Origin of the sequence: Paracraurococcus lichenis, from assembly GCF_030657435.1 — a bacterium.
Taxonomy (GTDB): Bacteria; Pseudomonadota; Alphaproteobacteria; order Acetobacterales; family Acetobacteraceae; genus Paracraurococcus; species Paracraurococcus lichenis.
In genome coordinates this window covers 12,630-34,344 of sequence record NZ_JAUTWS010000025.1, presented here as the reverse complement: position 1 = coordinate 34,344, position 21,715 = coordinate 12,630, and the positions used below count along the sequence as shown (strand labels likewise).

Annotated in this window: 23 protein-coding genes; 16 read left to right on the top strand and 7 right to left on the bottom strand. The window is 72.1% G+C overall.

What is annotated here, in order from left to right; genetic code table 11:
* Positions 1-135 precede the first annotated feature (135 nt).
* On the bottom strand, positions 136-1,728 hold the full coding sequence (locus Q7A36_RS22670) for a 2-isopropylmalate synthase (protein ID WP_305106033.1): 1,593 nt from the start codon (positions 1,726-1,728) through the stop codon (positions 136-138).
* A gap of 334 nt (positions 1,729-2,062) precedes the next feature.
* Here Q7A36_RS22670 and Q7A36_RS22665 point away from each other — a divergent pair, with 334 nt between their 5' ends.
* The 7 genes from Q7A36_RS22665 to Q7A36_RS22635 all read left to right on the top strand — a co-directional run bounded on the left by Q7A36_RS22665 (position 2,063) and on the right by Q7A36_RS22635 (position 7,698).
* Positions 2,063-2,902 carry an AraC family transcriptional regulator gene (locus Q7A36_RS22665; RefSeq protein WP_305106032.1) on the top strand — a complete coding sequence of 280 codons (840 nt, stop codon included), beginning with the start codon at positions 2,063-2,065 and terminating at the stop codon, positions 2,900-2,902.
* A gap of 34 nt (positions 2,903-2,936) precedes the next feature.
* Positions 2,937-3,344, top strand: a complete 408-nt coding sequence (locus tag Q7A36_RS22660; protein ID WP_305106031.1) for a DUF2000 domain-containing protein — start codon at positions 2,937-2,939, stop codon at positions 3,342-3,344.
* A 119-nt stretch (positions 3,345-3,463) separates the two neighbouring features.
* Positions 3,464-3,691, top strand: a complete 228-nt coding sequence (rpmE, locus tag Q7A36_RS22655) for a 50S ribosomal protein L31 (protein ID WP_305106030.1) — start codon at positions 3,464-3,466, stop codon at positions 3,689-3,691.
* A gap of 198 nt (positions 3,692-3,889) precedes the next feature.
* A complete protein-coding gene (locus Q7A36_RS22650; RefSeq protein WP_305106029.1) occupies positions 3,890-4,372 on the top strand; it encodes an Hsp20 family protein in 483 nt (160 codons plus the stop codon).
* A gap of 256 nt (positions 4,373-4,628) precedes the next feature.
* Complete coding sequence (locus Q7A36_RS22645) at positions 4,629-5,516, top strand: helix-turn-helix domain-containing protein (protein WP_305106028.1); 888 nt, start codon at positions 4,629-4,631, stop codon at positions 5,514-5,516.
* Between the two features lie 104 nt (positions 5,517-5,620).
* Positions 5,621-7,444: a methyl-accepting chemotaxis protein gene (locus Q7A36_RS22640; protein ID WP_305106027.1), complete on the top strand. Its 1,824-nt coding sequence runs from the start codon at positions 5,621-5,623 to the stop codon at positions 7,442-7,444.
* Complete coding sequence (locus Q7A36_RS22635) at positions 7,378-7,698, top strand: hypothetical protein (RefSeq protein WP_305106026.1); 321 nt, start codon at positions 7,378-7,380, stop codon at positions 7,696-7,698. Before Q7A36_RS22640 ends, Q7A36_RS22635 begins: the two co-directional genes overlap by 67 nt.
* A gap of 22 nt (positions 7,699-7,720) precedes the next feature.
* Here Q7A36_RS22635 and Q7A36_RS22630 read toward each other — a convergent pair whose 3' ends face one another.
* Positions 7,721-7,915: a DUF1192 domain-containing protein gene (locus Q7A36_RS22630; RefSeq protein ID WP_305106025.1), complete on the bottom strand. Its 195-nt coding sequence runs from the start codon at positions 7,913-7,915 to the stop codon at positions 7,721-7,723.
* 117 nt (positions 7,916-8,032) lie between these two features.
* Between Q7A36_RS22630 and Q7A36_RS22625 the strand changes: the two genes are divergently transcribed.
* Positions 8,033-8,605 carry a DUF1013 domain-containing protein gene (locus Q7A36_RS22625; protein ID WP_305106024.1) on the top strand — a complete coding sequence of 191 codons (573 nt, stop codon included), beginning with the start codon at positions 8,033-8,035 and terminating at the stop codon, positions 8,603-8,605.
* A gap of 107 nt (positions 8,606-8,712) precedes the next feature.
* On the opposite strand, the gene Q7A36_RS22620 is transcribed toward Q7A36_RS22625, so the two are convergent.
* Positions 8,713-8,883: a YdcH family protein gene (locus Q7A36_RS22620; protein WP_305106023.1), complete on the bottom strand. Its 171-nt coding sequence runs from the start codon at positions 8,881-8,883 to the stop codon at positions 8,713-8,715.
* 137 nt (positions 8,884-9,020) lie between these two features.
* Here Q7A36_RS22620 and Q7A36_RS22615 point away from each other — a divergent pair, with 137 nt between their 5' ends.
* From Q7A36_RS22615 to Q7A36_RS22585, 7 genes are all read left to right on the top strand, one after another.
* Positions 9,021-9,221 (top strand): YdcH family protein, encoded by a 201-nt coding sequence (locus Q7A36_RS22615; protein WP_305106022.1) that lies wholly within the window; start codon positions 9,021-9,023, stop codon positions 9,219-9,221.
* 14 nt (positions 9,222-9,235) lie between these two features.
* Entirely contained in the window at positions 9,236-9,730 is a 495-nt protein-coding gene (gene purE / locus Q7A36_RS22610) for a 5-(carboxyamino)imidazole ribonucleotide mutase (protein ID WP_305106021.1), read from the top strand.
* Entirely contained in the window at positions 9,727-10,866 is a 1,140-nt protein-coding gene (locus Q7A36_RS22605) for a 5-(carboxyamino)imidazole ribonucleotide synthase (protein WP_305106020.1), read from the top strand. Before purE ends, Q7A36_RS22605 begins: the two co-directional genes overlap by 4 nt.
* Positions 10,867-11,101: 235 nt before the next feature.
* Positions 11,102-12,157: an OmpA family protein gene (locus Q7A36_RS22600; protein WP_305106019.1), complete on the top strand. Its 1,056-nt coding sequence runs from the start codon at positions 11,102-11,104 to the stop codon at positions 12,155-12,157.
* A 271-nt stretch (positions 12,158-12,428) separates the two neighbouring features.
* The gene (locus Q7A36_RS22595) at positions 12,429-13,514 is read left to right on the top strand and encodes an OmpA family protein (RefSeq protein ID WP_305106018.1); all 1,086 of its coding nucleotides are present in this window, start codon (positions 12,429-12,431) and stop codon (positions 13,512-13,514) included.
* A 525-nt stretch (positions 13,515-14,039) separates the two neighbouring features.
* Positions 14,040-15,224 carry an OmpA family protein gene (locus tag Q7A36_RS22590; protein ID WP_305106017.1) on the top strand — a complete coding sequence of 395 codons (1,185 nt, stop codon included), beginning with the start codon at positions 14,040-14,042 and terminating at the stop codon, positions 15,222-15,224.
* Between the two features lie 592 nt (positions 15,225-15,816).
* Positions 15,817-16,353, top strand: a complete 537-nt coding sequence (locus tag Q7A36_RS22585) for a hypothetical protein (protein WP_305106016.1) — start codon at positions 15,817-15,819, stop codon at positions 16,351-16,353.
* 62 nt (positions 16,354-16,415) lie between these two features.
* Here the strand turns inward: Q7A36_RS22585 and Q7A36_RS22580 are convergent, their stop codons facing one another.
* Positions 16,416-17,501 (bottom strand): Zn-dependent alcohol dehydrogenase, encoded by a 1,086-nt coding sequence (locus Q7A36_RS22580; RefSeq protein ID WP_305106015.1) that lies wholly within the window; start codon positions 17,499-17,501, stop codon positions 16,416-16,418.
* Positions 17,502-17,610: 109 nt separating this feature from the next.
* Between Q7A36_RS22580 and Q7A36_RS22575 the strand changes: the two genes are divergently transcribed.
* Positions 17,611-18,408, top strand: coding sequence for an enoyl-CoA hydratase (locus Q7A36_RS22575; protein ID WP_305106014.1), 798 nt, complete (start codon positions 17,611-17,613; stop codon positions 18,406-18,408).
* Between the two features lie 29 nt (positions 18,409-18,437).
* Here the strand turns inward: Q7A36_RS22575 and Q7A36_RS22570 are convergent, their stop codons facing one another.
* The 3 genes from Q7A36_RS22570 to Q7A36_RS22560 form a co-directional block, all read right to left on the bottom strand.
* A complete protein-coding gene (locus tag Q7A36_RS22570) occupies positions 18,438-18,818 on the bottom strand; it encodes a YybH family protein (RefSeq protein ID WP_305106013.1) in 381 nt (126 codons plus the stop codon).
* 69 nt (positions 18,819-18,887) lie between these two features.
* Complete coding sequence (serA, locus tag Q7A36_RS22565) at positions 18,888-20,474, bottom strand: phosphoglycerate dehydrogenase (protein WP_305106012.1); 1,587 nt, start codon at positions 20,472-20,474, stop codon at positions 18,888-18,890.
* Entirely contained in the window at positions 20,474-21,649 is a 1,176-nt protein-coding gene (locus Q7A36_RS22560; RefSeq protein WP_305106011.1) for a phosphoserine transaminase, read from the bottom strand. Before Q7A36_RS22560 ends, serA begins: the two co-directional genes overlap by 1 nt.
* Positions 21,650-21,715 lie beyond the last annotated feature (66 nt).

Below are 21,715 nucleotides of genomic sequence, written 5' to 3'. Positions count from 1 at the left end.
CGCCCCGGGCGGATCCGCCCTTGCGGCGGTCCCTGACGCAGACGGGGGCACCGGCCCGGCCGGTGCCCCCGTCTGCGTTCCGGCCCCCAGGCTTCGGGATGGGCGCGCCGCGGGCGTGCGGCGCGCCTGCCCGTCTCAGGCCGAGAGGGCCGGCTGGAACTCCGGCGGCGCGGTCCGCTCGCGCTTGGCCAGCAGCTTGTTCAGCGCATGCACATAGGCCCGGGCGGAGGCAACGATGGTGTCGGTATCCGCCCCCTGCCCGTCCACCAGCTTGCCGTTCTCCTCGAGACGCACGGTCACCCGCGCCTGCGCGTCGGTGCCGCCCGTCACGCTCTGCACGGCGAAGAGCTTGAGGGCGACCTCGTGCGGGAAGGCCTGGCGGATGGCGTTGAAGGTGGCGTCCACCGCGCCGTCGCCGACCGCGGTGCCGTCGCGCCGCTCGCCGTCCACCTCGAGCGCCAGCGTCGCCATCGGGCGCACGCCGAGGCCAGTGGCGACCGTCAGCCCGACCAGCTTCACCCGGTCGTTGCCGCGGACGACCTCGTCATCCACCAGCGCCGCCACGTCCTCGTCGTAGACGACCTTCTTGCGGTCGGCGAGGTCCTTGAAGCGGCGGAAGGCGTCGTTCAGGGCATTGTCGCCGATCTCGCCATAGCCCAGCGCCTTCAGCTTGTCGCGGAAGGCGGCCCGGCCGGAATGCTTGCCGAGCACGAGCGAGTTGGTCGTCCAGCCGACGCTCTCCGGCGTCATGATCTCGTAGGTGGAGGCGTCCTTCAGCACGCCGTCCTGGTGGATGCCGGATTCATGCGCGAAGGCATTCCGGCCGACGATCGCCTTGTTCGGCTGCACGTCGAAGCCGGTGATGGTCGCCAGCAGCTTGCTGGTCTTCAGGATGCGCTCGGTGGTGACGCCGTTCTTCACCGGGATGGCATCGTGGCGCGTGCGCAGCGCCATCACCACCTCCTCGAGGCTGGCATTGCCGGCGCGCTCGCCGATGCCGTTGATCGTGCTCTCGATCTGCCGCACGCCGGCGCGGATGGCGGCCAGGGTATTCGCCACCGCCAGGCCCAGGTCGTTGTGGTTGTGGGCGGAGAAGACGACCCTGTCGGCGCCCGGCACCCTCTCCCGCAGCATGGTGAAGATGCGGATCATGTCCTCCGGCACCGCATAGCCGACGGTGTCGGGGATGTTGATGGTGGTGGCGCCGGCCTTGATGGCGGCTTCGACGCAGCGGCAGAGGAAGTCGGGCTCGGTGCGGGTGCCGTCCTCGGCCGACCACTCGACATCGTCGGTGTGCTGGCGGGCGAGCGCGACGCTGCTGGTCACCAGGTCCAGCACCGCCTCGGGCTCCATGCGCAGCTTGACGCGCATATGCAGGGGCGAGGTGGAGACGAAGCTGTGGATGCGCTTGCGGGCGGCGGGCTTCACCGCCTCGGCCGCCGCCATGATGTCGGCCGGGGAGGTGCGCGCCAGGCCGCAGACCACCGGGCCGTCCTTCGAAAAGCGCTTGGCGATCTCCTGCACGCTCTCGAAGTCGCCGGGGGAGGCGATGGGGAAGCCCGCCTCCATGACATCGACGCCGAGCTCGGCCAGCGCCTCCGCCATGCGCAGCTTCTCCTGGATGTTCATGGAGAAGCCGGGGGACTGTTCGCCGTCGCGCAGCGTGGTGTCGAAAATGATGATGCGGTCCTCGGCCAGGGTGCCGAAGCTCGGGTGGGTGATGGCCATGGGGCGTTCCTTCGCGTCTCTGTAAATGCCGGTCAGGCGCACGAGGGCGCCTCAGGTTCCCCTGAGCGGTGGCGGCCGGTCAGCCGCGCGTCACGCCCAGGGGCGGCTAAGTCGAAGGAGGAGGAGCGGAAGCAGGGCGCGCGCGGGCCCGGCGGCGGGAAGGCCGCGGGTCAGGCCGGCGAGGAGCGCGCTGGGTTGCATGGCTTCGGGCACCCTAGCCAGCGGCACGGAAGGCGTCCAGGGCCGAATCGCGCCCTTCCCGCCCCGGCCTTCCCCGGCCTGCCGCAGGCCCCCCCGCCTCGCCATCCCGCCCCGCCCGCGGCAGAATGGCGGCATGCCCGGCGAGCGACGGATCCGCCTCCACCGCGACCCCGCCACGGGGATCGAGACCATCGAGGCCTTTTTCCCCGGCCATGCCTATGATCCCCACCGGCACGAGGACTGGCTGGTCGGCGTCACCCATCACGGCGTGCAGGCCTTCCGCTGCCGCGGCCGGCGCTGGCGCAGCACCCCGGGCCGCGTCATCCTGCTGGAACCCGAGGAGGTGCATGACGGCGAGGCCGACGACGCCGCCGGCTTCGCCTATGGCATGCTCTACCTGCCGCAGCCCTGGCTGCGGGCGCAGCTCGGGCCGGGGCCGGCCGGCGATCCGGGCTTCCGCACGACGCTCGTCGAGGATCCGCGGCTCGCGCAGGCCATCCGCCGCGCCCTCCGCAGCCAGGCCGCGCCGGAGGGGCGCCTGGCGCATGACGCGGCGCTCGATGCGGTGGTCGAGGCGCTGCGGCCGCAGCTCGGCCGCCCGCAGCGAGAGCCGGCGCGGGGCGATGCCGCGCTGGCGCGGCGGGCCCGCGCCGTGCTGCACGACCTGATGACGGAGGAGATCGGCGCCGATGCCCTGGCGCGCGCCGCCGGCGCCGCCGACCGCTTCCGCCTCGCCCGCGCCTTCCGCGCCGCCTATGGCCTGTCGCCGCATGCCTATCTCGTGCAGATCCGGCTGGTCGAGGCGCGCCGGCGCCTCGCCCGCGGCGGCCGGCCGGCGGCGGTCGCGGCGGAGCTCGGCTTCGCCGACCAGAGCCATCTCGGCCGCTGGTTCCGCCGCGCCTATGGCCTCACCCCGGCCGCCTATGCCGCGCGCTGCACGGGCGTTCCAGACGGGGCCCGCGCGGCCGGCTGAACTCGCGCCGTCCATCCCGGGGAGGCGGCACGGCATGTTCGACACCAAGGTGGCCATCCTGGTCCTCGACGACCTCGCGGTCTGGCAGAAGCTGAACGTCACGGCCTTCCTCGCCACCGGCATCGCCGCCGAGGCGCCGGACGCGCTGGGCGAGCCCTACGAGGATGCCCTCGGCCGCCGGCATGCCCGGCTGCTCGGCCAGCCGATCCTCGTCTTCGCCGCCCCGCCGGAGGTGCTGCGGCGCGCCTGGGGACAGGCGATCGAGCGCGGGCTGACCCGGGCGGCCTATGTCCGCGCCATGTTCTCGACCGGCCACGACGCCGCGAACCGCGCCGCCTTCCGGGAAGAGCCGGCCGAGGCGCCGGACCTGGTCGGGCTCGGCCTGCGGGGGCCGCGGCGCGACCTGGACAAGGCGACCAAGGGGGCGGTGCTGCATGGCTGAGAGCGGCATCCCGGCCCCGGTACCCGCCGGGAAGGTTGCGTCCGGCCCCGCCTTGCGCCTATAGCCCCCGCTTCCCGCGGCCGGTCGGTATCGGCTGCGCCAAGCTGCACGAGCGCGCCATGAAGCCGGACATCCATCCCGACTACCACGAGATCAACATCGTCATGACCGATGGGACGACCTTCAAGACCCGGTCCTGCACCGGCAAGGAGGGCGACACCATCCGCCTCGACATCGACCCGAAATCCCACCCGGCCTGGACCGGCGTGCAGCGCGTGATCGACACCGGCGGGCAGGTGGCGAAGTTCAACAAGAAGTTCGCCGGCATCGGCATGCGGAAGAAGTAAGCCGCTCGTCCGCCTCGGGATTTTTCGCAGCGCCGCCCCCTTGAACCGGGGGGCGGCGTTTTCTATTTTCGGAGCGTCCGAGGCGCCCTGACGGGGCCTCGGGCGTGGTTCCCAGCCTTCCGCGGCGCCCGCACGGGGCCGTCTCCGGGTCGGGGATCGCAAGCGCCTATCGACCTTGCTTCCTCAAGGAGGTTCGACGTGAACGCCATCGATTTCTCTCCGCTCTTCCGCACCGCCATCGGCTTCGACCGGCTGGCCCGCCAGCTCGAGAGCGCCCGCAGCCTCACCGACGCGCAGGGCTATCCCCCGTACAACATCGAGAAGACCGGTGAGGACACCTATGTCCTGACCATGGCCGTCGCCGGCTTCGGCCCGGGCGACATCGATGTGGTCGCGCGGGAGAACGTGCTGACCGTCGCCGGCCGCGCCCCGCAGGCCGAGGATGGCCGCAGCTTCCTCTATCGTGGCATCGCCGGCCGCGCCTTCGAGCGCCGCTTCGTCCTCGCCGACCACATCGTGGTCGAGGGCGCGACGCTGGAGAACGGCCTGCTGCAGCTTGCCCTGAAGCGCGTGGTGCCGGAGGCCCTGAAGCCCCGCCAGATCCCGGTGCAGGCCGGCCGCCCGCAGGCGCAGCCGCAGATCACCGCGAACGAGCAGGGCGCGCAGGCCCAGGCCGCCTGAGCGGCCCGGTGACCGCAGCGCCGCAGGGCGCGGAGGTCTGAACCGGACCGCCATCTGCGCGGCCCGATGACCGCAGCGCCGCAAGGCGCGGAGGTCCGAATCGGCCCGCCACCTGCGCGGCCCGATGACCGAAGCGCCGGATGGCGCGAAGGTCTGAATCGGCCGGCCATGTGTGCGGACGGGACGGATCCCGAATGAGGGCCGGCGGGGCATCCCCGCCGGCCTTTGCCATGTGCGCGACCCGCTCCGCGGTTCCATGACCTCCGAGGTCATGGATTTCGCGCGCCGGCCGCGCGACCCTGGCGGCATGGACGGTCTCCTCAGCCCTGCCCTGCCCGCGGGCCCGGCCGGCGCCGGCGCCCTGCTCGCCACCGCCCGCCGCGCCCGGCGCCTCAGCCAGATGGACCTGGCGCTCGAGGCCGGCATCTCCACCCGCCATCTCAGCTTCGTCGAGACCGGCCGTGCCCGGCCGAGCCCCGGCCTCGTGCTGCGGCTCTGCGAGGTGCTGGGCGTCCCGCCGCGGGAGGCCGACCGCGTGCTGCTCGCCGCCGGCCATGCCCCGGCGCACCGGGAGACGCCGCTGGAGGCGCCCGCCATGGCCGAGGTGCTGGCGGCGCTGCGGCTGATCCTGGCGCGGCACGACCCGCTGCCGGCGGTCGCCTTCGATGCCGCCTGGGACATCGTCATGGTGAACGCGGCCTATGGCCCGGCGCTCGACGCCTGCCTGGCCGGAGGGGCGGAGCCGGAGGTCGGCCCCGGACCCCTGCCCCGCCTCGCCCTGCTGCCGGCGCCGCGGCCGAACCTGCTGCGGCTGCTCTGCCATCCCGCAGGCGCCCGGCGGATCATCGGCAATTGGCCCGAGGTCGCCCGCGCCCTGCTGGAGCGGGTGCAGCGCGAGGCGCGGCTGCCCAGCGCCGACCCGGCCCGCCGCCCGCCGATCGAGGAGGCGCTGGCCCAGCCCGGCGTCGCGGCGCTGCTGCGCAACCGGCCGCTCGGCGCCGCGGCGCCGCTGGTCGTGCCGGTGGAGATGCTGGCACCGGAGGGCGGCCGCACGCGGTTCCTGACCACCATCGCGACCCTCGGCACCGCGCAGGACCTGACGCTGCGGGAATTGCGGATCGAGACCTACCACCCGGCCGGCTGAGGCCTCCGCATTCGCCGTGCCGCCGCGACCGGAGGCACCGATGTCAAGGCTTCGGCAACGGATTAACGAGATGGTCGCAGCCTAACCATTAGGCATGCCAAATAATGCGCATCCGCACCACCTTCCTGCTCGGCTTCGCTGCCGTCTCCATCCCCGGCCTTCTCGCCTCCGGCTGGATGTCGGCCCGGGAGTGGGCGGCGTGGCGCGGCGCCACCGAGGCCGGAGCCGCTACGCAGGTCATCAGCGACGTGCAGCGCGCCCGCACCGCCTTCGTCCTCGAACTCGGCCAGATCACCACCTCGGCCCTGGTGGCGGCGCCCGACAACGCCATCCTCGCCACCATGCGCGAGCGGACCGATGCGCTGCTGGAGGCGGCCCGACGCAGCGCCCTCGGCGCCGGCCTCGACGCGCGCCCGCCCGCCGAGGCCAGGGCCGCGATCGCCCGGCTGCGCGAGCAACTTGCCACCCTCGTCGCGCGGCCCCTGCCCGAGCGGGATCCCGGCTTCGCCCCGGGGATCATCACCCTGCGGGCCGCGCAGTCCGCCAGCCTCGGCGGCCTGGTGCAGGAGGCGACGCGGCACATCGCGGGCGGCAGCCCGCTGGCCGCCGGCCTCGTCGAGGTGGCGGCCCAGGCCATGGACATGCGCGACCAGACGGGCCAGCGGAACCTGATGATCAATGCCTGGATCGGCGGCCGCAGCGTCCCGATGGCGCAGGTCGTGGCGGCGGATCGGCTCACCGGCCGCCTCGCCCAGGCCTGGGGGAATGCCCAGAGGCTGGTCGAGACGGGCGCCGCCACGCCCGGCGTCCTCGCGGCGATCAGGCAGTTGCGGGAGGGCTTCGAGCGGCAGCACGAGCCGCGCTGGCAGCGCATGGTCGACATCGGCCGCGCCCGCGCCGCGGCCGGCGAGGGCGCCGCGGCCCCGGCCTGGCCGGAGTCGCTGTCCGAGTACCGGGCCTGGAGCGTGCCGATGCAGTCCGAGATCCTGGCGCTGCGCGACGCGGCGCTGGACGATGCGCTGGCCGAAAGCGCCCGCGCCGCGCGCTCCGCCTCGCACGGCCTGGCCATGGCCCTGGCGCTCGTCGTCGCGGCGCTCGGCCTCGGCATCGGGTCGGTGGTGGCGCTGATGCGGCGCATCGTCTCGCCGCTGCGGCATCTCACCGGGACGACGGAACGCATCGCGGCCGGCGCGCTCGACCTCGCCGTGCCGGGGCGCGCGCGGCAGGACGAGCTCGGCGGCATGGCCGCGGCGGTCGAGAAGCTGCGCGCCGCGGCGGCGGAGCGGGAGGCGATGGCGGCGGCGCAGCTCGCCGAGGCCGGCGCCCGCGCGGCGCGGGCCGAGCGGCTGGAGGCGCTGGTGCGCGGCTTCGAGGAGGAAGCGGCGGCGGCGCTGCGGAGCGTGACGACGGCGGCCGGCGCGCTCGATGCCACCGCCGGCGAGATGGAGGCGACGGCGCAGCAGGGCCGGAGCCGGGCCTCGGCGGTCGCCGCGGCGGCGGACCAGGCGAGCGTGAACGTCCAGCGCGTCGCGGACTCGACGGAGGCGCTGCTGGCCTCGGTCAACGGCATCTCGCAGCAGGTCAATGGCAGCGCCGCCGCGGCGCATCGCGCGGCCGAGGGGGCGCGCTCCACCAACAGCGCGGTGCAGGCGCTCTCCGCCGCGGCGCAGGGCATCGGCGAGGTGGTCCGGATGATCGCCGACATCGCCGGCCGGACCAACCTCCTCGCCCTGAATGCGACGATCGAGGCGGCGCGGGCGGGCGAGGCCGGCAAGGGCTTCGCGGTGGTGGCGACGGAGGTGAAGAGCCTTGCCGAGCAGACGGCGCAGGCGCGGAGCAGATCGGCGCCCAGATCGCCGCCATGCAGGCCGAGACCGAGCAGGCCGTGGGCGCGATCGGCGGCATCGCCCGCACCATCGACGAGCTGAACGGCATCACGGCGCAGGTGGCCGCGGCGACGGAGGCGCAGTCCGCCGCCACGCGCGAGATCGGTCACGCGGTGACCGAGGCCGCCGCGGGCACCCGCGAGGTGACGCAGCATACCGCCGGCGTGACCCAGGGGGCGGACCGCACCGGCGCGGCGGCGGCGCAGCTCCGCGCCGCCTCCGGCGACCTCGCCCGCGAGGCCGGGGCGCTGAACCGCAAGGTCGACGCCTTCCTCGGCGCCATCCGCGCGGCCTGAGGACGGGCCGGCGGCCCGGCCCTCACCCCTCGCCGGGCCGCCGGAACAGCGCCTCGGCGGCGCCGCGATGCGCCTGCAGCCGCGCGATCGCCGCCTCGGCCCGGGCGATCTCCGCCTGCAGCCGCGCGATGTAATGCTTCAGTTCCTCAACTCCCCAGCCATCCAGCTTCGCCGGCACGAAGCCGGTGGCGGGCCTCGGCGCATCCTCCTCCATCATCGCTTTCTCCCATCTCGTCCGGGCTTTGACCCTGCGGGGGGCCAACTCTATATCGCGGGGGATGCCGCGGCGGGGATGCCCGGTTGTCCCCCGGCTCCGCCCAGAAGGTTACGCCCCATGACCCAGCCATTGATGCCGAAGGCCACCGCCGTGTGGCTGATCGAGAAGACGTCCCTGACTTTCGACCAGGTCGCGGATTTCGTCGGCATGCACCCGCTGGAGGTGCAGGCGATCGCCGATGGCGAGGTGGCGCAGGGGATCATCGGCTACGATCCCGTGCTGAACGGCCAGTTGTCGCGGGAGGAGATCGCCCGCTGCGAGGCGGACCCGACCGCCCGGCTGCAGATGGCGCAGAACGCCCTGCCGGTGCCGAAGACGCGCGGCAAGGGCGCCAAGTACACCCCCGTCTCCAAGCGCAACGACCGCCCGGACGCCATCGCCTGGGTGCTGCGGCACTATCCCCACATGTCGGATGCCGCGGTGGGCAAGCTGCTCGGCACCACCAAGGAGACGATCGCCAAGGTGCGCGACCGGACGCACTGGAACAGCGCCAACATCAAGCCGCGCGATCCGGTGATCCTCGGCCTCTGCACGCAGTCCGACCTGAATGCCGCGGTCGCCGCGGCCGGGGAGCGCCCGGCGCACCTGCCGCCGGTACCGCTCTCGGATGCCGAGGAGACGGTGGCCTGAGCGGCCGGGCGATCTGGACGCCGCGAGGCCCGGAGGCCTGAACGGCCCGGCGCGCAGGCCGGGTTGGTCCTCCCCCGGCAGGACCGGGGGAGGGTTCGAAGGACGCGTCAGCCCTCCCGCCGCAGGCGCTCCATCTCCTCCTTCACCCGCAGCTTCTCGCGTTTCAGCCTTTGGAGTTCCCCCTCGTCCGGCCTTGGCCGCGCGTCCTCTTCGCCGATCTGCCGGTCAAGCACCGCATGCCGCTCCTCGAGGGAGCGGAGTCTCGGCGAAGTGTTCATTCGGCATTCTCCCTTTGACCCTGTGGTGCACGGGGGACAGCCGGCCGGCAGGCCATGCTGTTGCGCCCGCACAGGGGCATGGTAATGGCGGCCCGCGAGGGATTGCATCCCTGTTTCACGTCCGAGTGCATATCCCCATGCTCGATGATCGCGAATCCCTGCTGCGCCGGCTCCATGAGATGCGGAGCGAGCATCGCGACCTGGACACGGTCATCGCCCGGCTGTCGGACAGCCTGACCGACCAGCTCCAGGTGCAGCGGCTGAAGAAGCGCAAGCTGAAGATCAAGGACGAGATCGCCTGGCTCGAGAGCCGGCTGCTCCCCGACATCATTGCCTAGGTACGTCACGGAACATGACCCCCACAGGGCCGGCGCCGCTCGTCGGCGTCATCATGGGCAGCCGCTCCGACTGGGAGACGATGCGCCATGCCGCCGAGACGCTGGAGCGGCTCGGCGTGCCGCACGAGACGAAGGTGGTCTCCGCCCACCGCACGCCGGACCGCCTGCATGACTATGCCCGGACGGCGCGCGGGCGGGGGCTCCGGGTCATCATCGCCGGCGCTGGCGGCGCGGCCCATCTGCCCGGCATGGCGGCGGCGATGACGCCGCTGCCGGTGCTCGGCGTGCCGGTCGAGAGCCACGCCTTGAAGGGCATGGATTCCCTGCTCTCCATCGTGCAGATGCCGGGCGGCGTGCCGGTCGGGACGCTCGCCATCGGGCGCGCCGGCGCGATCAATGCCGGGCTGCTGGCGGCCGCGATCCTGGCGCTGTCGGACCCCGACCTCGCGCGCCGCCTCGATGCCTGGCGCGCGGCGCAGACCGAGGGCGTGCCGGAGACGCCGGCGTGAGCGACGCTTTCGCGGACCGCTTTCCCCTCCCCCCCGGCGCGACCATCGGCATTCTCGGCGGCGGCCAGCTCGGCCGGATGTCGGCGCTGGCGGCGGCGCGGCTCGGCTATCGCTGCCATGTCTATGCGCCGGAGGCCGACAGCCCCGGCATGCAGGTCGCCGCCGCCGCGACCGTCGCGCCCTACGAGGACGCGGCGGCGCTCGGCCGCTTCGCCGCGGCGGTCGATGTGGTGACCTTCGAGTTTGAGAATGTCCCGGCCGAGACGCTGGCGGCGCTCGAACCCCTCGCCCCCTGCCGCCCCGGCGTCGAGGTGCTGCGGATCTGCCAGGACCGGCTGCGGGAGAAGGCTTTCCTCGAGCGCGCCGGCGTCCCCGTCGCCCCCTGGCGGGCGGTGCACGACGAGTCGGACCTCGCGGCCGCCATCGCCGCGATCGGCCTGCCGGCGGTGCTGAAGACCACCCGCCTCGGCTATGACGGGCGCGGCCAGGCCGTCCTGCGCCGGCCGGAGGACGCGGCCGCCGCCTTCGCCCAACTCTCGCCGAAGCCGCTGATCCTGGAAGCCTTCGTGCCCTTCGTGGCGGAGCTTTCCGGCATCGCCGCGCGCGGGGCGGACGGCGCCTCGGCGGTCTATGACGCGGTGGAGAACCGGCACCGCGACCACATCCTCGACCTCAGCATCGCCCCGGCGCGCGTCGCGCCGGAGATCGCGGCGGCGGCGCGCCGGCATGCCGCGGCGGTCGCCGAGTCGCTCGGCCTCATCGGCGTGCTGGCGCTCGAGCTGTTCCTGCTGCCGGACGGCCGGCTGCTCGGCAACGAGATCGCGCCGCGGCCGCACAATTCCGGCCACTGGACCATGGATGGCTGCGCCGCCAGCCAGTTCGAGCAGCATGTGCGCGCCGTCGCCGGCCTGCCCCTGGCCGACCCCGCGCAACATCACGATGTTGTTATGCTGAACCTGGTCGGGCCCGAGGGCATGGCGCGCTGGCCGGGGCTGCTGGAGCAGCCCGGCGTGGTGCCGCATCTCTATGGCAAGGACGAAGCGCGGCCGGGCCGCAAGATCGGCCATGCCAACCGGCTGCTGCCGCTGGGCGGCCTTGCCGGGCTCGAGGATCCGGCGGACTTCTTCGGCCGCTGACGGCCCGCGAGCGCGACCGGACCGCCTGCCGCTGCTCCGTATCGCCGGGTTTCGGACTGTGACCGATTTGCCATCGGCAGTCGTGACATTCGCGCCACATCGATGCGCAAATGGTCCGGCAACCCTGCCCTTCTCGCCCATGGGGTGATACTACGCCGTGACGCTTCGCTGATCGCGCGTGATGTGCGGACGGCGGTGCGACGGAATTGCCTCTAAGGATCGAGGAGAGACGAGGATGACCCTCCGCAAGGCCCTTCTGGCCGCGACGGTTCTGGCGCTGCCGGTGGCCGCCCAGGCGCAGCCCGTGTCGGGCCTCTATGTCGGTGCCGGCGCCGGCCTGAACTACCATCAGGAGTCGACCGACAGCGGCCTGAAGCTGAAGTACAAGGATGTCGGCGCGGTCGGCCTGGGCGCGCTCGGCTGGGGCTTCGGCAATGGCCTCCGCGCCGAGCTCGAGGGCAACTACCGCTCCAACGACCTGCGGCGCTCGACGATCGGCGGCGTGCGCGCCTCCGACACCGCGGGCTCGGTGCTGAACTACGGCGTGATGGTCAACGCCGTGTACGACATCCAGACCGGCTCGCCGATCACCCCCTATCTCGGCGTGGGTGCCGGCTATGGCTGGGTCGAGTCGCACAAGATCCGCGCCACCACCGGCGCGCTGACCACGACCTCCACCGACACGGCCGGCAACTTCGCCTACCAGGGCATCGCCGGCGTCGGCTACAACCTGGGTGCGGGCCTGACCCTGACCGCCGAGTACCGCTTCTACGGCACGCTCGATCCGAAGCTCGATGCCGAGGTGCGCAGCGGCGCCGCCAATGGCCGCGTGCTGGCCTCCGGCAAGATCGAGCCGACGAACTACAACCACTCGGTCCTGCTCGGCGTCCGCTACGCCTTCAACGCGCCCGCGGCCGCGCCGGCCGCGCCGGTGGTCGCCCCGGTGGCGCCGCCGGCCGCCGCCCGCACCTACCTGGTCTTCTTCGACTGGGACCGCGCCGACCTGACCGACCGCGCCCGGCAGATCATCGCCGAGGCGGCGCAGAACGCGAAGCGCACCCAGACGACGCGCATCGAGGTGGCCGGCCATGCCGACCGCTCCGGCACGCCGCAGTACAACCAGCGCCTGTCGCAGCGCCGCGCCGATACCGTCGCCGCCGAACTGGTCCGCCAGGGCATCGCGCGCAACGAGATCGCCGTCACGGCCTATGGCGAGAGCCGGCCGCTGGTGCCGACCGCCGACGGCGTGCGCGAGCCGCAGAACCGCCGCGTCGAGATCGTCCTGCGCTGAGCGCAGGCCTTCCCGGGAGCTTTGGGAAGGGGCGCCGCGAGGCGCCCCTTTTCGTTTGGAGGCGGCGCTCGCCACATCGCGCCACGGGCGCGGTGTGACGGATTTGCCATCCCGGTCTGTGGCCTGGCAGCCACAATGGCCTGCGAATGGTTCGGGTCGTCTGCCATTATACGATATGCGATGTTAGCGTCCGCCCTCGCATCGTCCTGTCCGCCTGCCGCACTGGCACTGCGACGCAGAACGACCGCCGCCGAAGCGAGGAGAGACGATTATGACCTTCAGGAAGGCCCTTCTGGCCGCCACCGTGCTGGCGCTGCCGGTGGCCGCGCAGGCGCAGCCGGTCACCGGCCTGTATGTCGGCGCCGGGGCCGGCGTGAATTTCCGCGATGACGCGGACGGCAATTATTCCCGCAGCACCATTTCCACCCTCGGCCTGCCCGGCACCACGGTGGGCGGCAAGGCGACTGCGATCACCGAGCCGGGCTGGGCCGCGGTCGCCAGCATCGGCTGGGGCTTCGGCAATGGCCTGCGCGCCGAGGTCGAGGGCAATTACCGCACCAACGACGTCCGCAAGTACAAGGTCCCGGGCATCGTCGGCACCGCCGGCAGCGGCTACCTCGAGAACTACGCCGCGATGGTCAACGTGCTGTACGACTTCAACTTCGGCTGGCCGGTCGTGCCCTATATCGGCGCCGGCGTCGGCTATGGCTGGAACCAGATCCGCAAGGGTGCGCGAATCGGCTTCCCCTCCACCCAGACGGAGGGCGAGCTCGCCTATCAGGGCATCGCCGGCATCGCCTACCAGCTCACGCCCAACCTCGCCTTCACGCTCGAGGGCCGGTACTACGGCACCACGGATCCGAGCTTCAAGGACGCCTCGCGCGTCACCCCGACCGTGTCGCAGCGTGTGAACTGGAAGCCGAGCAACGACAACTACTCGGCCCTGGTCGGCATCCGCTACGCCTTCTACTCGCCGGCGCCGCCGCCGGCCGCCCCGGTCGTCGCCCCGGTCGCCCCGCCGGCCGCGGCGCGCACCTACCTGGTCTTCTTCGACTGGGACCGCGCCGACCTGACCGCCCGCGCGCGGGAGATCATCACCGAGGCGGCGCAGAACAGCCGCCGTGTCTCCTCGACGCGGATCGAGGTGGCCGGCCATGCCGACCGCTCCGGCACGCCGCAGTACAACCAGCGCCTGTCGCAGCGCCGCGCCGACAACGTCGCCGCCGAGCTGGTCCGCCAGGGCATCAGCCGGAACGAGATCACCGTCACCGCCTATGGCGAGAGCCGCCCGCTGGTGCCGACCGCCGACGGCGTGCGCGAGCCGCAGAACCGCCGCGTCGAGATCGTCCTGCGCTGAGCGGAGGCCCTCTCGGGAGGTTGGGAAGGGGCGCCGCGAGGCGCCCCTTTCTGTATTGGGACGACTCCGCCGGGATTGACGCGGACGCGCCTTCACCTTGTGGGGAAGCGGGGCCGACAAGCTTGCGGCGGCCGGATCGCGTTGCTGTTACTTTCCCGGAAGCGTGGTTGCCCGGCGGCCACAAGCCCCGCCTCGTTGCGCCGCCATGGCCCCGCTCTCGCAGCCGTGGCGCGCCGCCGATGCCCCGATCTGCTCTACCGCCAATGCCCGATGGCGCTCGGCCGGCAGGATGCCGCAGCCCCTGGCCCCGGGCAGGCCGGTCCGCGCGGCCGCGACGCCCTGCGGGGCGCCGGCTCGCGACCGGCACGGGACGCCCGAGGATTGTGGCATGCGGGCAACAGCGTCAGCGCTTGCATCGCTCCCACTGAACCGGCGGCCCGGGATTTCTTTTGGCGAATGAGCGCGTGTCGCCCCCGAACCGAGCGGGTCCCGCGGCACACGCATCCAGGACGGAGAGAACAGGTCATGAGTCTGAAGAAGGCGCTGCTGGCAGCGACCATTCTGGCGGTCCCGGCGGCAGCCAGCGCGCAGCCCGTCACCGGCCTCTACATCGGCGTCGGCGCCGGTGGGAACTGGGTGAACAACCCCTCGAAATTCGACGTGTCCGGCCGGACCGCGGATATCAGCAGCGGCAATTTCGGCCTGACCCGCGATGCGACTCGCAACAATGTCGGCAAAGCGAATTTCGACTTCGGCTGGGGCGGCGTCGGCAGCATCGGCTGGGGCTTCGGCAACGGCTTCCGGGCCGAGATCGAGGGCAACTACCGCGAGAACGAAGTAGACAGCATTCGCAGCCTCAGCGTTGGTGGCTTCGGCCTTTCGCCGGTCGGCCGGACCGGCGGATTCCAGCGCGTCTACGGCGCGATGGTTAACGTCTTCTACGATTTCGACTTTGCCAATTTCGGCCTCGGCCAGTCCATCTTCCAGCCCTATGTCGGCATCGGCGCCGGTTATGCCTGGACGGAGTGGCGCAACATCCGGGGCGTGAGCAACAACCCGGGCACCAATGGCGCAACGATCTTCGCCAACGACACCGACGCCCAGTTCGCCTATCAGGCCATCGTCGGCGTCGCCACGCCCCTCACCTGGCTAGGCGTGACTGGCCTGACGCTGACTGCCGAGTACCGCTTCTTCGGCACGTTGCAGCCGGAACTGAACACGATTGTCCGCGCGCCGAACAACGTGCCGATCGCGGCCGGCCAGGTGGAGAGCGACAACTACCACCACTCGGTCATGCTGGGCCTGCGCTACGCGCTGTTCCAGCCGCCGCCGCCGCCGCCGCCGGTCGCCGCCCCGGCCCCCGCCGCGGCGCCCGCCCCGGCGCGCACCTACCTGGTCTTCTTCGACTGGGACCGCGCCGACCTGACCGCCCGCGCCCGGGAGATCATCGGCGAGGCCGCGGACAATGCCCGCCGCGTCGCCTCCACGCGGATCGAGGTGGCCGGCCATGCCGACCGCTCCGGCACGCCGCAGTACAACCAGCGCCTGTCGCAGCGCCGCGCCGATGCGGTGGCGGCCGAGCTGGTGTCGCGCGGCGTCTCGCGCAACGACATCAGCGTGACCGCCTTCGGCGAGAGCCGCCCGCTGGTGCCGACCGCCGACGGCGTGCGCGAGCCGCAGAACCGCCGCGTCGAGATCGTGCTGCGCTGAGGCGCGGCACACCCGACGAAGGCCGATACGGGAAGGGGCGCCGCGAGGCGCCCCTTTTTCGTTGGGTGGTTTGCCGCTGCCGGCCGATGCGAGGGTGGGAGCAGGCGCTGCCTGGATGCGGCCGCTCAGGCAAGCGACTGGACGGTGCGGCGCGTCGCCGTCAGGCTAAGCAGGCTTTCGCGGGTTGGGCCACACTTCCTGCGGCCCAGCCCTTTGAAGCGAAAGCCTGCTCAGGGTTTTATTGCAGCGCAAAGCCGAAGGGATTTGCTCAGGGGCGTGCGGCGCAGATCGCTCCGCGCCGCCGGCCGGCAGGGGTCCTGATGTCTGCCGGCCAGCCCGACGCGTCATGGAGGAGAACAGGTTGCGCCGCTCAATCGATCGGCGCCGGTTCTGTTCAGATGACGTGGAACAGATAGAGCAGGATGATGATCGGGATGGGCAGGCCGAGGAGCCAGAGGAGGATGCCGCGCATGGTTGCCTTCCGTTGCGTTCCGGTCCCGTGGCAACGCCCGTTTCGCCCCTGCGCTTCCGGCGGCTTGTTGGCTCAGCGTTTCGTGACTATGGCTCAGGGCCGGTGAGGCGGAGGCGCGGCATGCGGCCGAGGCACGGGGTGATGGCGGTGCTGGTCCTCGGCCTCGCGGGTTGCACGGTCGATCCCACGGCGAACTACCTCGGCGGCATCGGCGACCCGGTGCGCGGCGCGGCGCTCTTTGCCCCGCGGAACCTGGGCAATACCGGCCGCTGGGCCGGACAGCCGGCGGAGGCCGCCGTCGCGGTGGAGCAGCTCGAATTCCTGACCAGCGAGTTGGCGACCAACCCGCGCTGGGCGCCGGAGGTCAATCCGGCCGTGCTGCAGACCCTGCAGGTCGCCCGCACCGAGATGCGCGGCTATCTCGGCATCCCCGCCGGTGCCGACCCGCAGGTGGTGATCGAGGCGATGCGCCGCGCCGGCGCGGCGCTGCGCGAGGGCAGCCGGGCGCGGGCCGAGGCGGCGCTGTCCGTCCCCGCCTTCCCCGCCGGCCCGCAGGCGATGCTGGCGAAGCTGAACGCCATGCCGCGCCTGCCGCGCACCGCCGAGGCCGCGGGCATGGTCGCGTCCGAGATGGACCGGCTGGACCGGCGCCGATAGGGCGGATCGCCCCGGCGACCTGGACCGGCCCTGCGCGGCGCAAGGCCGGACCGTCCGGCGCCTCAGCCGAATTCGATCAACTGCCGCACCACATGACCGCCCTTGAGGCGCCTGAAGCCATCGTTGATCTCGGACAACTTGATCTTCGCGCTGATGAGGTGGTCGAGCTTCAGCCTGCCCTGCTGCCACATGGTCAGCAGCCGCGGCATGTCCGTGCGGAAGTGGTTGGAGCCCATCGAGGAGCCCTGGATCCGCCGCTCCCGCAGGAAGTCGAAGCCGTGCAGCTCGATCTTCTGGCCGAAGGGCACCATGCCGACGATGGTGGCCGTCCCGCCTGGCTTCAGCATGGCGAAGCTCTGCTCGGCCGTGACCTTCAGGCCGAGGCATTCGAAGCTGTATTCCACGCCGCCGCCGGTCAGGTCCTTCACTGCCTGCACCGGGTCGTCGTTGCCGACCAGGATGGTGTCGGTCGCGCCCATCTCGCGCGCCACCTCGAGCTTCTCCGGCAGGGTGTCGAGGGCGATGATGCGCGAGGCGCCGGCGAGCGCCGCGCCATTGACGGCCGAGAGCCCGACGCCGCCGCAGCCGATGACCGCGACGGTCGCGCCGGCCGGGATGCGGGCGGTGTTGATGACGGCGCCGACGCCGGTGATGACGCCGCAGCCGACCAGCGTCGCGCGGTCGAGCGGGATGTCGCGGTCGATCTTCACCAGCGCATTCTCGTGCACCAGCAACTGCTCGGCGAAGGCCGAGAGGTTCAGGAACTGGTGCATCACCTCCCCGCCCTTCCAGGCGAGGCGGCGGGACTGGCCGGGCACCATCTTCACCTCGGTGTTCTCGCAGAGCACCGTGCGGCCGGCCGTGCATTGCTGGCAGGCGCCGCAGAAGACGGAGAGGCAGCCGATCACGTGGTCGCCCGGCTGCAGATAGGTGACGTCGGCGCCGACCGCCTCCACCACGCCCGCGACCTCATGGCCGGGGACGGTCGGCAGCGGATGGGGATAGAGCCCCTCGATGAAGTGCAGGTCGGAGTGGCAGAGCCCGGCATAGGCGGTGCGCACCAGCACCTCCCGCGCCTTGGGCTTCTGCAGCGTGACCTCCTCGATGGTCAGGGGCTCGTTCGGCGCATGCAGGACGGCTACCTTCATGGGTCGGTCTCTCCTCCTCCCGCCGCGTCATTGCCGGTGCGCGACGGCTAGGTGGCTATTCTGCGCCGCCGGTATAGGCTGCGCCAGACCGCAGAAGCAGGAGGGAACGATGGCAGGCGACCTGATCGTCACCGAGGAGGAGGGCGTCGCCCTGCTCACCATGAACCGGCCGGACAGCCTGAACGCGCTGGGCGGCACGCTGCTCGACGAGATGCTGGCCGCGCTCACCCGCATCGCCGCCGACATGTCGGTGGGCTGCGTGGTGCTGACCGGGGCGGGCCGCGGCTTCTCGGCGGGCGGCGACATGAAGTCGCGCGCGACCGGGGAGCGGCCGATCCTGGAGGGCACGCGGGAGCAGGCGCAGATGTCGCTCCGCGCCCGCATGGAGGCCTCCCGCCTGCTGCACGAGATGCCCAAGCCCACCATCGCCATGGTCAATGGCGTCGCCGCCGGCGCGGGGATGTCGATGATGCTGGCCTGCGACATGCGCATCGGGGGCCGGAGCGCGCGCATGGGCACGGCCTTCGCGCGCATGGGCTTCTCGGGCGATTTCGGCGGCCATTGGTTCCTGAACCGGCTGGTGGGCCCGGCCAAGGCGCGGGAGCTCTACTTCACCGCGGAGGTGATCGATTCCGCCGAGATGCATCGCCTCGGCCTGCTGAACCGGCTGGTCGAGGATGCCGAGCTGCAGGCGACGACCATGGCGCTGGCCAGGCAGCTCGCCGCCGGCCCGCGCGTCGCCTGGCACCATATGAAGCGCAACATGCAGGTGGCGGAGCAGGGCACGCTGGCCGAGGCGCTGGATGTCGAGGCCTTCGGCATGACCCGCTGCCGCGACACCGAGGACCACAGGGAGGCACTGAAGGCCTTCGTCGAGAAGCGGCCGCCGGTCTTCCAGGGGCGCTGAGCCCACCCTCCCCGCCCCCGGACGGACCGTCAGGCGTCCATGTTCCAGCAGTCCACGTCCCATTTCCAGGCGCCGCCCTCCCGCTTCCAGAGGACGACATACTTGGCATGGGCGGGGCTGCCGCCGCCGGACCGGGTGAAGATCTCGGCCCGGCCCAGCTCCTGCGCGGTGTCGCCGGTGACGGCGAGTTCCAGCGTGTGCAGCCGGATCGCTGTCACGCCGAGCGCCGCTGCCGCGCCCTGCCAGAACGCGGCAATGCCGGGGATGCCGGTGATCAGCGGCACGCCCGGGGACAGCAGCCGCGCCTTCTCGGTATAGACCCGCGCGAGGGAGGCGAAGTCGCCGCGGCCGACCACCTCCTCCTCGAAGATGCGGTTGGTGGCGCGGAAGCCTTCGGTGCTCTCGGACATCGGACCCTCCTCTCCCGCCCGGGACTCTGCACCGGGCGGGAGAGGGAAGCCGTCACGAGGCCGTGACGCTCAGAAGCGCAGCGGCGTCGCCTGCACCACCAGCGGCAGGGACCGCACCTCGGCCAGCACCGCCTCGGGGATCGGCCCGTCCAGGCTGACGAGGCAGATCGCATCCCCGCCCTGCGTCGCGCGGCCGAGGTGGAAGGTGGCGATGTTGATGCCGGCATTCGCCAGCACCATGCCGAAGCGGCCGATGAAGCCGGGGCGGTCCTGGTTGGTGACGTAGAGCATGTCCGGGGCGAAATCGGCCTCGACCGCGATGCCCTTGATCTCGACGAGGCGTGGCCGCGCCTCGCCCACCAGCGTGCCGGCGACGCTCTTCTCGTCGCGGTCGGTCACCATGGTGACCCGCAGCAGGGAGGCATAGTCGCCGCGGCGCTCGTGCACCGTCTCGGCGACCTCGATCCCCCGCTCCTTCGCCACCACGGGCGCATTGACCATGTTCACCGCGCCCATCAGCGGCGCGAGGGTGCCGGCCAAGGCCGCGGCCGTCAGCGGTCGGCGGTTCAGCTCGGCGACATGGCCCTCGTACTCCACGCGGATCGCCTTGATGACGCCGCCCCGCGCCGCGGTGAGCTGCCCGGCCATGGCGCCGAGGAGCTGCGCCAGCGCCATGTAGGGCTTCAGGCGCGGCGCCTCCTCGGCGGTGACGGAGGGCATGTTGATGGCGTTGGAGACCGCGCCGGTCAGCAGGTAGTCCGCCATCTGGTCGGCCACCTGCAGCGCCACGTTCTCCTGCGCCTCCGCGGTCGCCGCGCCGAGATGCGGCGTGCAGACCACGTTCTCGAGGCCGAAGAGCGGGCTGTCGGTCGCCGGCTCCGTCTCGAAGACGTCGAGCGCGGCGCCCGCGAGATGCCCGGACTTCAGCGCGTCATGGAGCGCGGCCTCGTCCACCAGCCCGCCGCGGGCGCAGTTGATCAGGCGCGCGCCCTTCTTCAGCTTCGCCAGGTTCTCGCGGCTGAGGATGTTGCGCGTCTGCTCGGTCAGCGGCGCGTGCAGGGTGACGATGTCCGCCCGCTCCAGCAGCTCGTTCAGCTCCACCTTCTCGACGCCGAGCTCGAGCGCGCGCTGCGCCGAGAGGAAGGGGTCGAAGGCGACGACCTTCATCTTCAGGCCGACCGCGCGGTCCGCGACGATGGAGCCGATATTGCCGCAGCCGATCAGGCCGAGCGTCTTGCCGAAGAGCTCGACGCCCATGAAGCGGTTCTTCTCCCAGCGCCCGGCCTTGGTGGAGGCCGAGGCCTCCGGGATCTGCCGGGCGAGGGCGAACATCATGGCGATGGCATGCTCGGCCGTGGTGATGGCATTGCCATAGGGCGTGTTCATCACCACGACGCCGCGCGCCGTCGCGCTGGTGACGTCCACGTTGTCCACGCCGATGCCGGCGCGGCCGACCACCTTCAGGTTCGGCGCGGCCTCCATCAGCTCGCGCGTCACCTTGGTGGCGCTGCGCACCGCGAGGCCGTCATAGGGCGCGATGATGCCGCGCAGCTCGGCCGGGCCGAGGCCCGGCTTGAAGTCCACCTCGATCCCGCGCCGCCTGAAGATCTCGATGGCGGCCGGCGACAGCTTGTCGGAAATCAGGACCTTCGGCATCAGGCGGCCGCCTTCTGCTGCTCGGCCTCGACACCCGCGAAAGCCCAGTCCAGCCAGGGCAGCAGCGCCTCGATGTCGCTGGTCTCGACCGTCGCGCCGCCCCAGATGCGCAGGCCCGGGGGCGCGTCGCGATAGGCGCCGGCATCGAGGGCGACGCCCTCCTTCTCCAGCAGCGAGGCGAGCTTCTTCGCCGCCGCGCCTTGCGCCTCCGCGTCCAGCGCGGTGAACCAGGGCGCCACGATCCTCAGGCAGATCGAGGTGCAGGAGCGCGTCGCCGGATCCTCGGCGAGGAAGTCCACCCAGGGGGTCTTCGCCACCCAGCCGGCGATGGCGGCGAGGTTCGCCTCGGAGCGCGCGACGAGGCCCTTCAGGCCGCCGACGCTCTCGGCCCACTTCAGGCCGTCCACCGCATCCTCGACCGCGAGCATGGAGGGCGTGTTGATCGTCTCGCCCTTGAAGATGCCCTCGTTCAGCTTGCCGCCCTTGGTCATGCGGAAGATCTTCGGCAGGGGCCAGGCCGGCGTGTAGCTCTCCAGCCGGGCGACCGCGCGCGGGCTGAGCGCCAGCATGCCATGCGCCGCCTCGCCGCCCAGGACCTTCTGCCAGGACCAGGTGACGACATCGAGCTTGTCCCAGGGCAGGTCCATGGCGAAGGCGGCGCTGGTCGCGTCGCAGATCGCCAGGCCCTCGCGCTCCGTCGGGATGAAGTCGGCATTCGGCAGCCGCACGCCGCTGGTCGTGCCGTTCCAGACGAAGACCAGGTCGCGCGTGCCGTCGGCCTCCAGCTTCGGCAGCCTTCCATAGGGCGCGTCGATGACGCGGGCGTCCTTGAGCTTGAGCTGCTTCGCAACATCGGTCGCCCAGTCCTTGGAGAAGCTCTCCCAGGCCAGGACATCGACGCCGCGGGCGCCGAGCAGCGACCAGAGCGCCATCTCGACCGCGCCGGTATCGGAGGCCGGGACGATGCCGAGCCGCCAGTCCGCCGGCATGCCGAGCACGGCCTTGGAGCGCTCGATCACCTCGGCGAGGCGTGCCTTCGGGTCCTTGGCGCGGTGGCTGCGGCCAAGGAAGGCGCCGGAGAGCGCTTCCAGCGTCCAACCGGGACGCTTGGCGCAGGGACCGGAAGAGAAACGGGGATTGGCCGGACGGAGGTCCGGCTTCGCGGCGATCGCCATGATGCAGCTCCCTTGCAGAAGCGAATGCGTCCCGGTGGGGGGACGTGGCCCGCTGCAAGAGGTAGG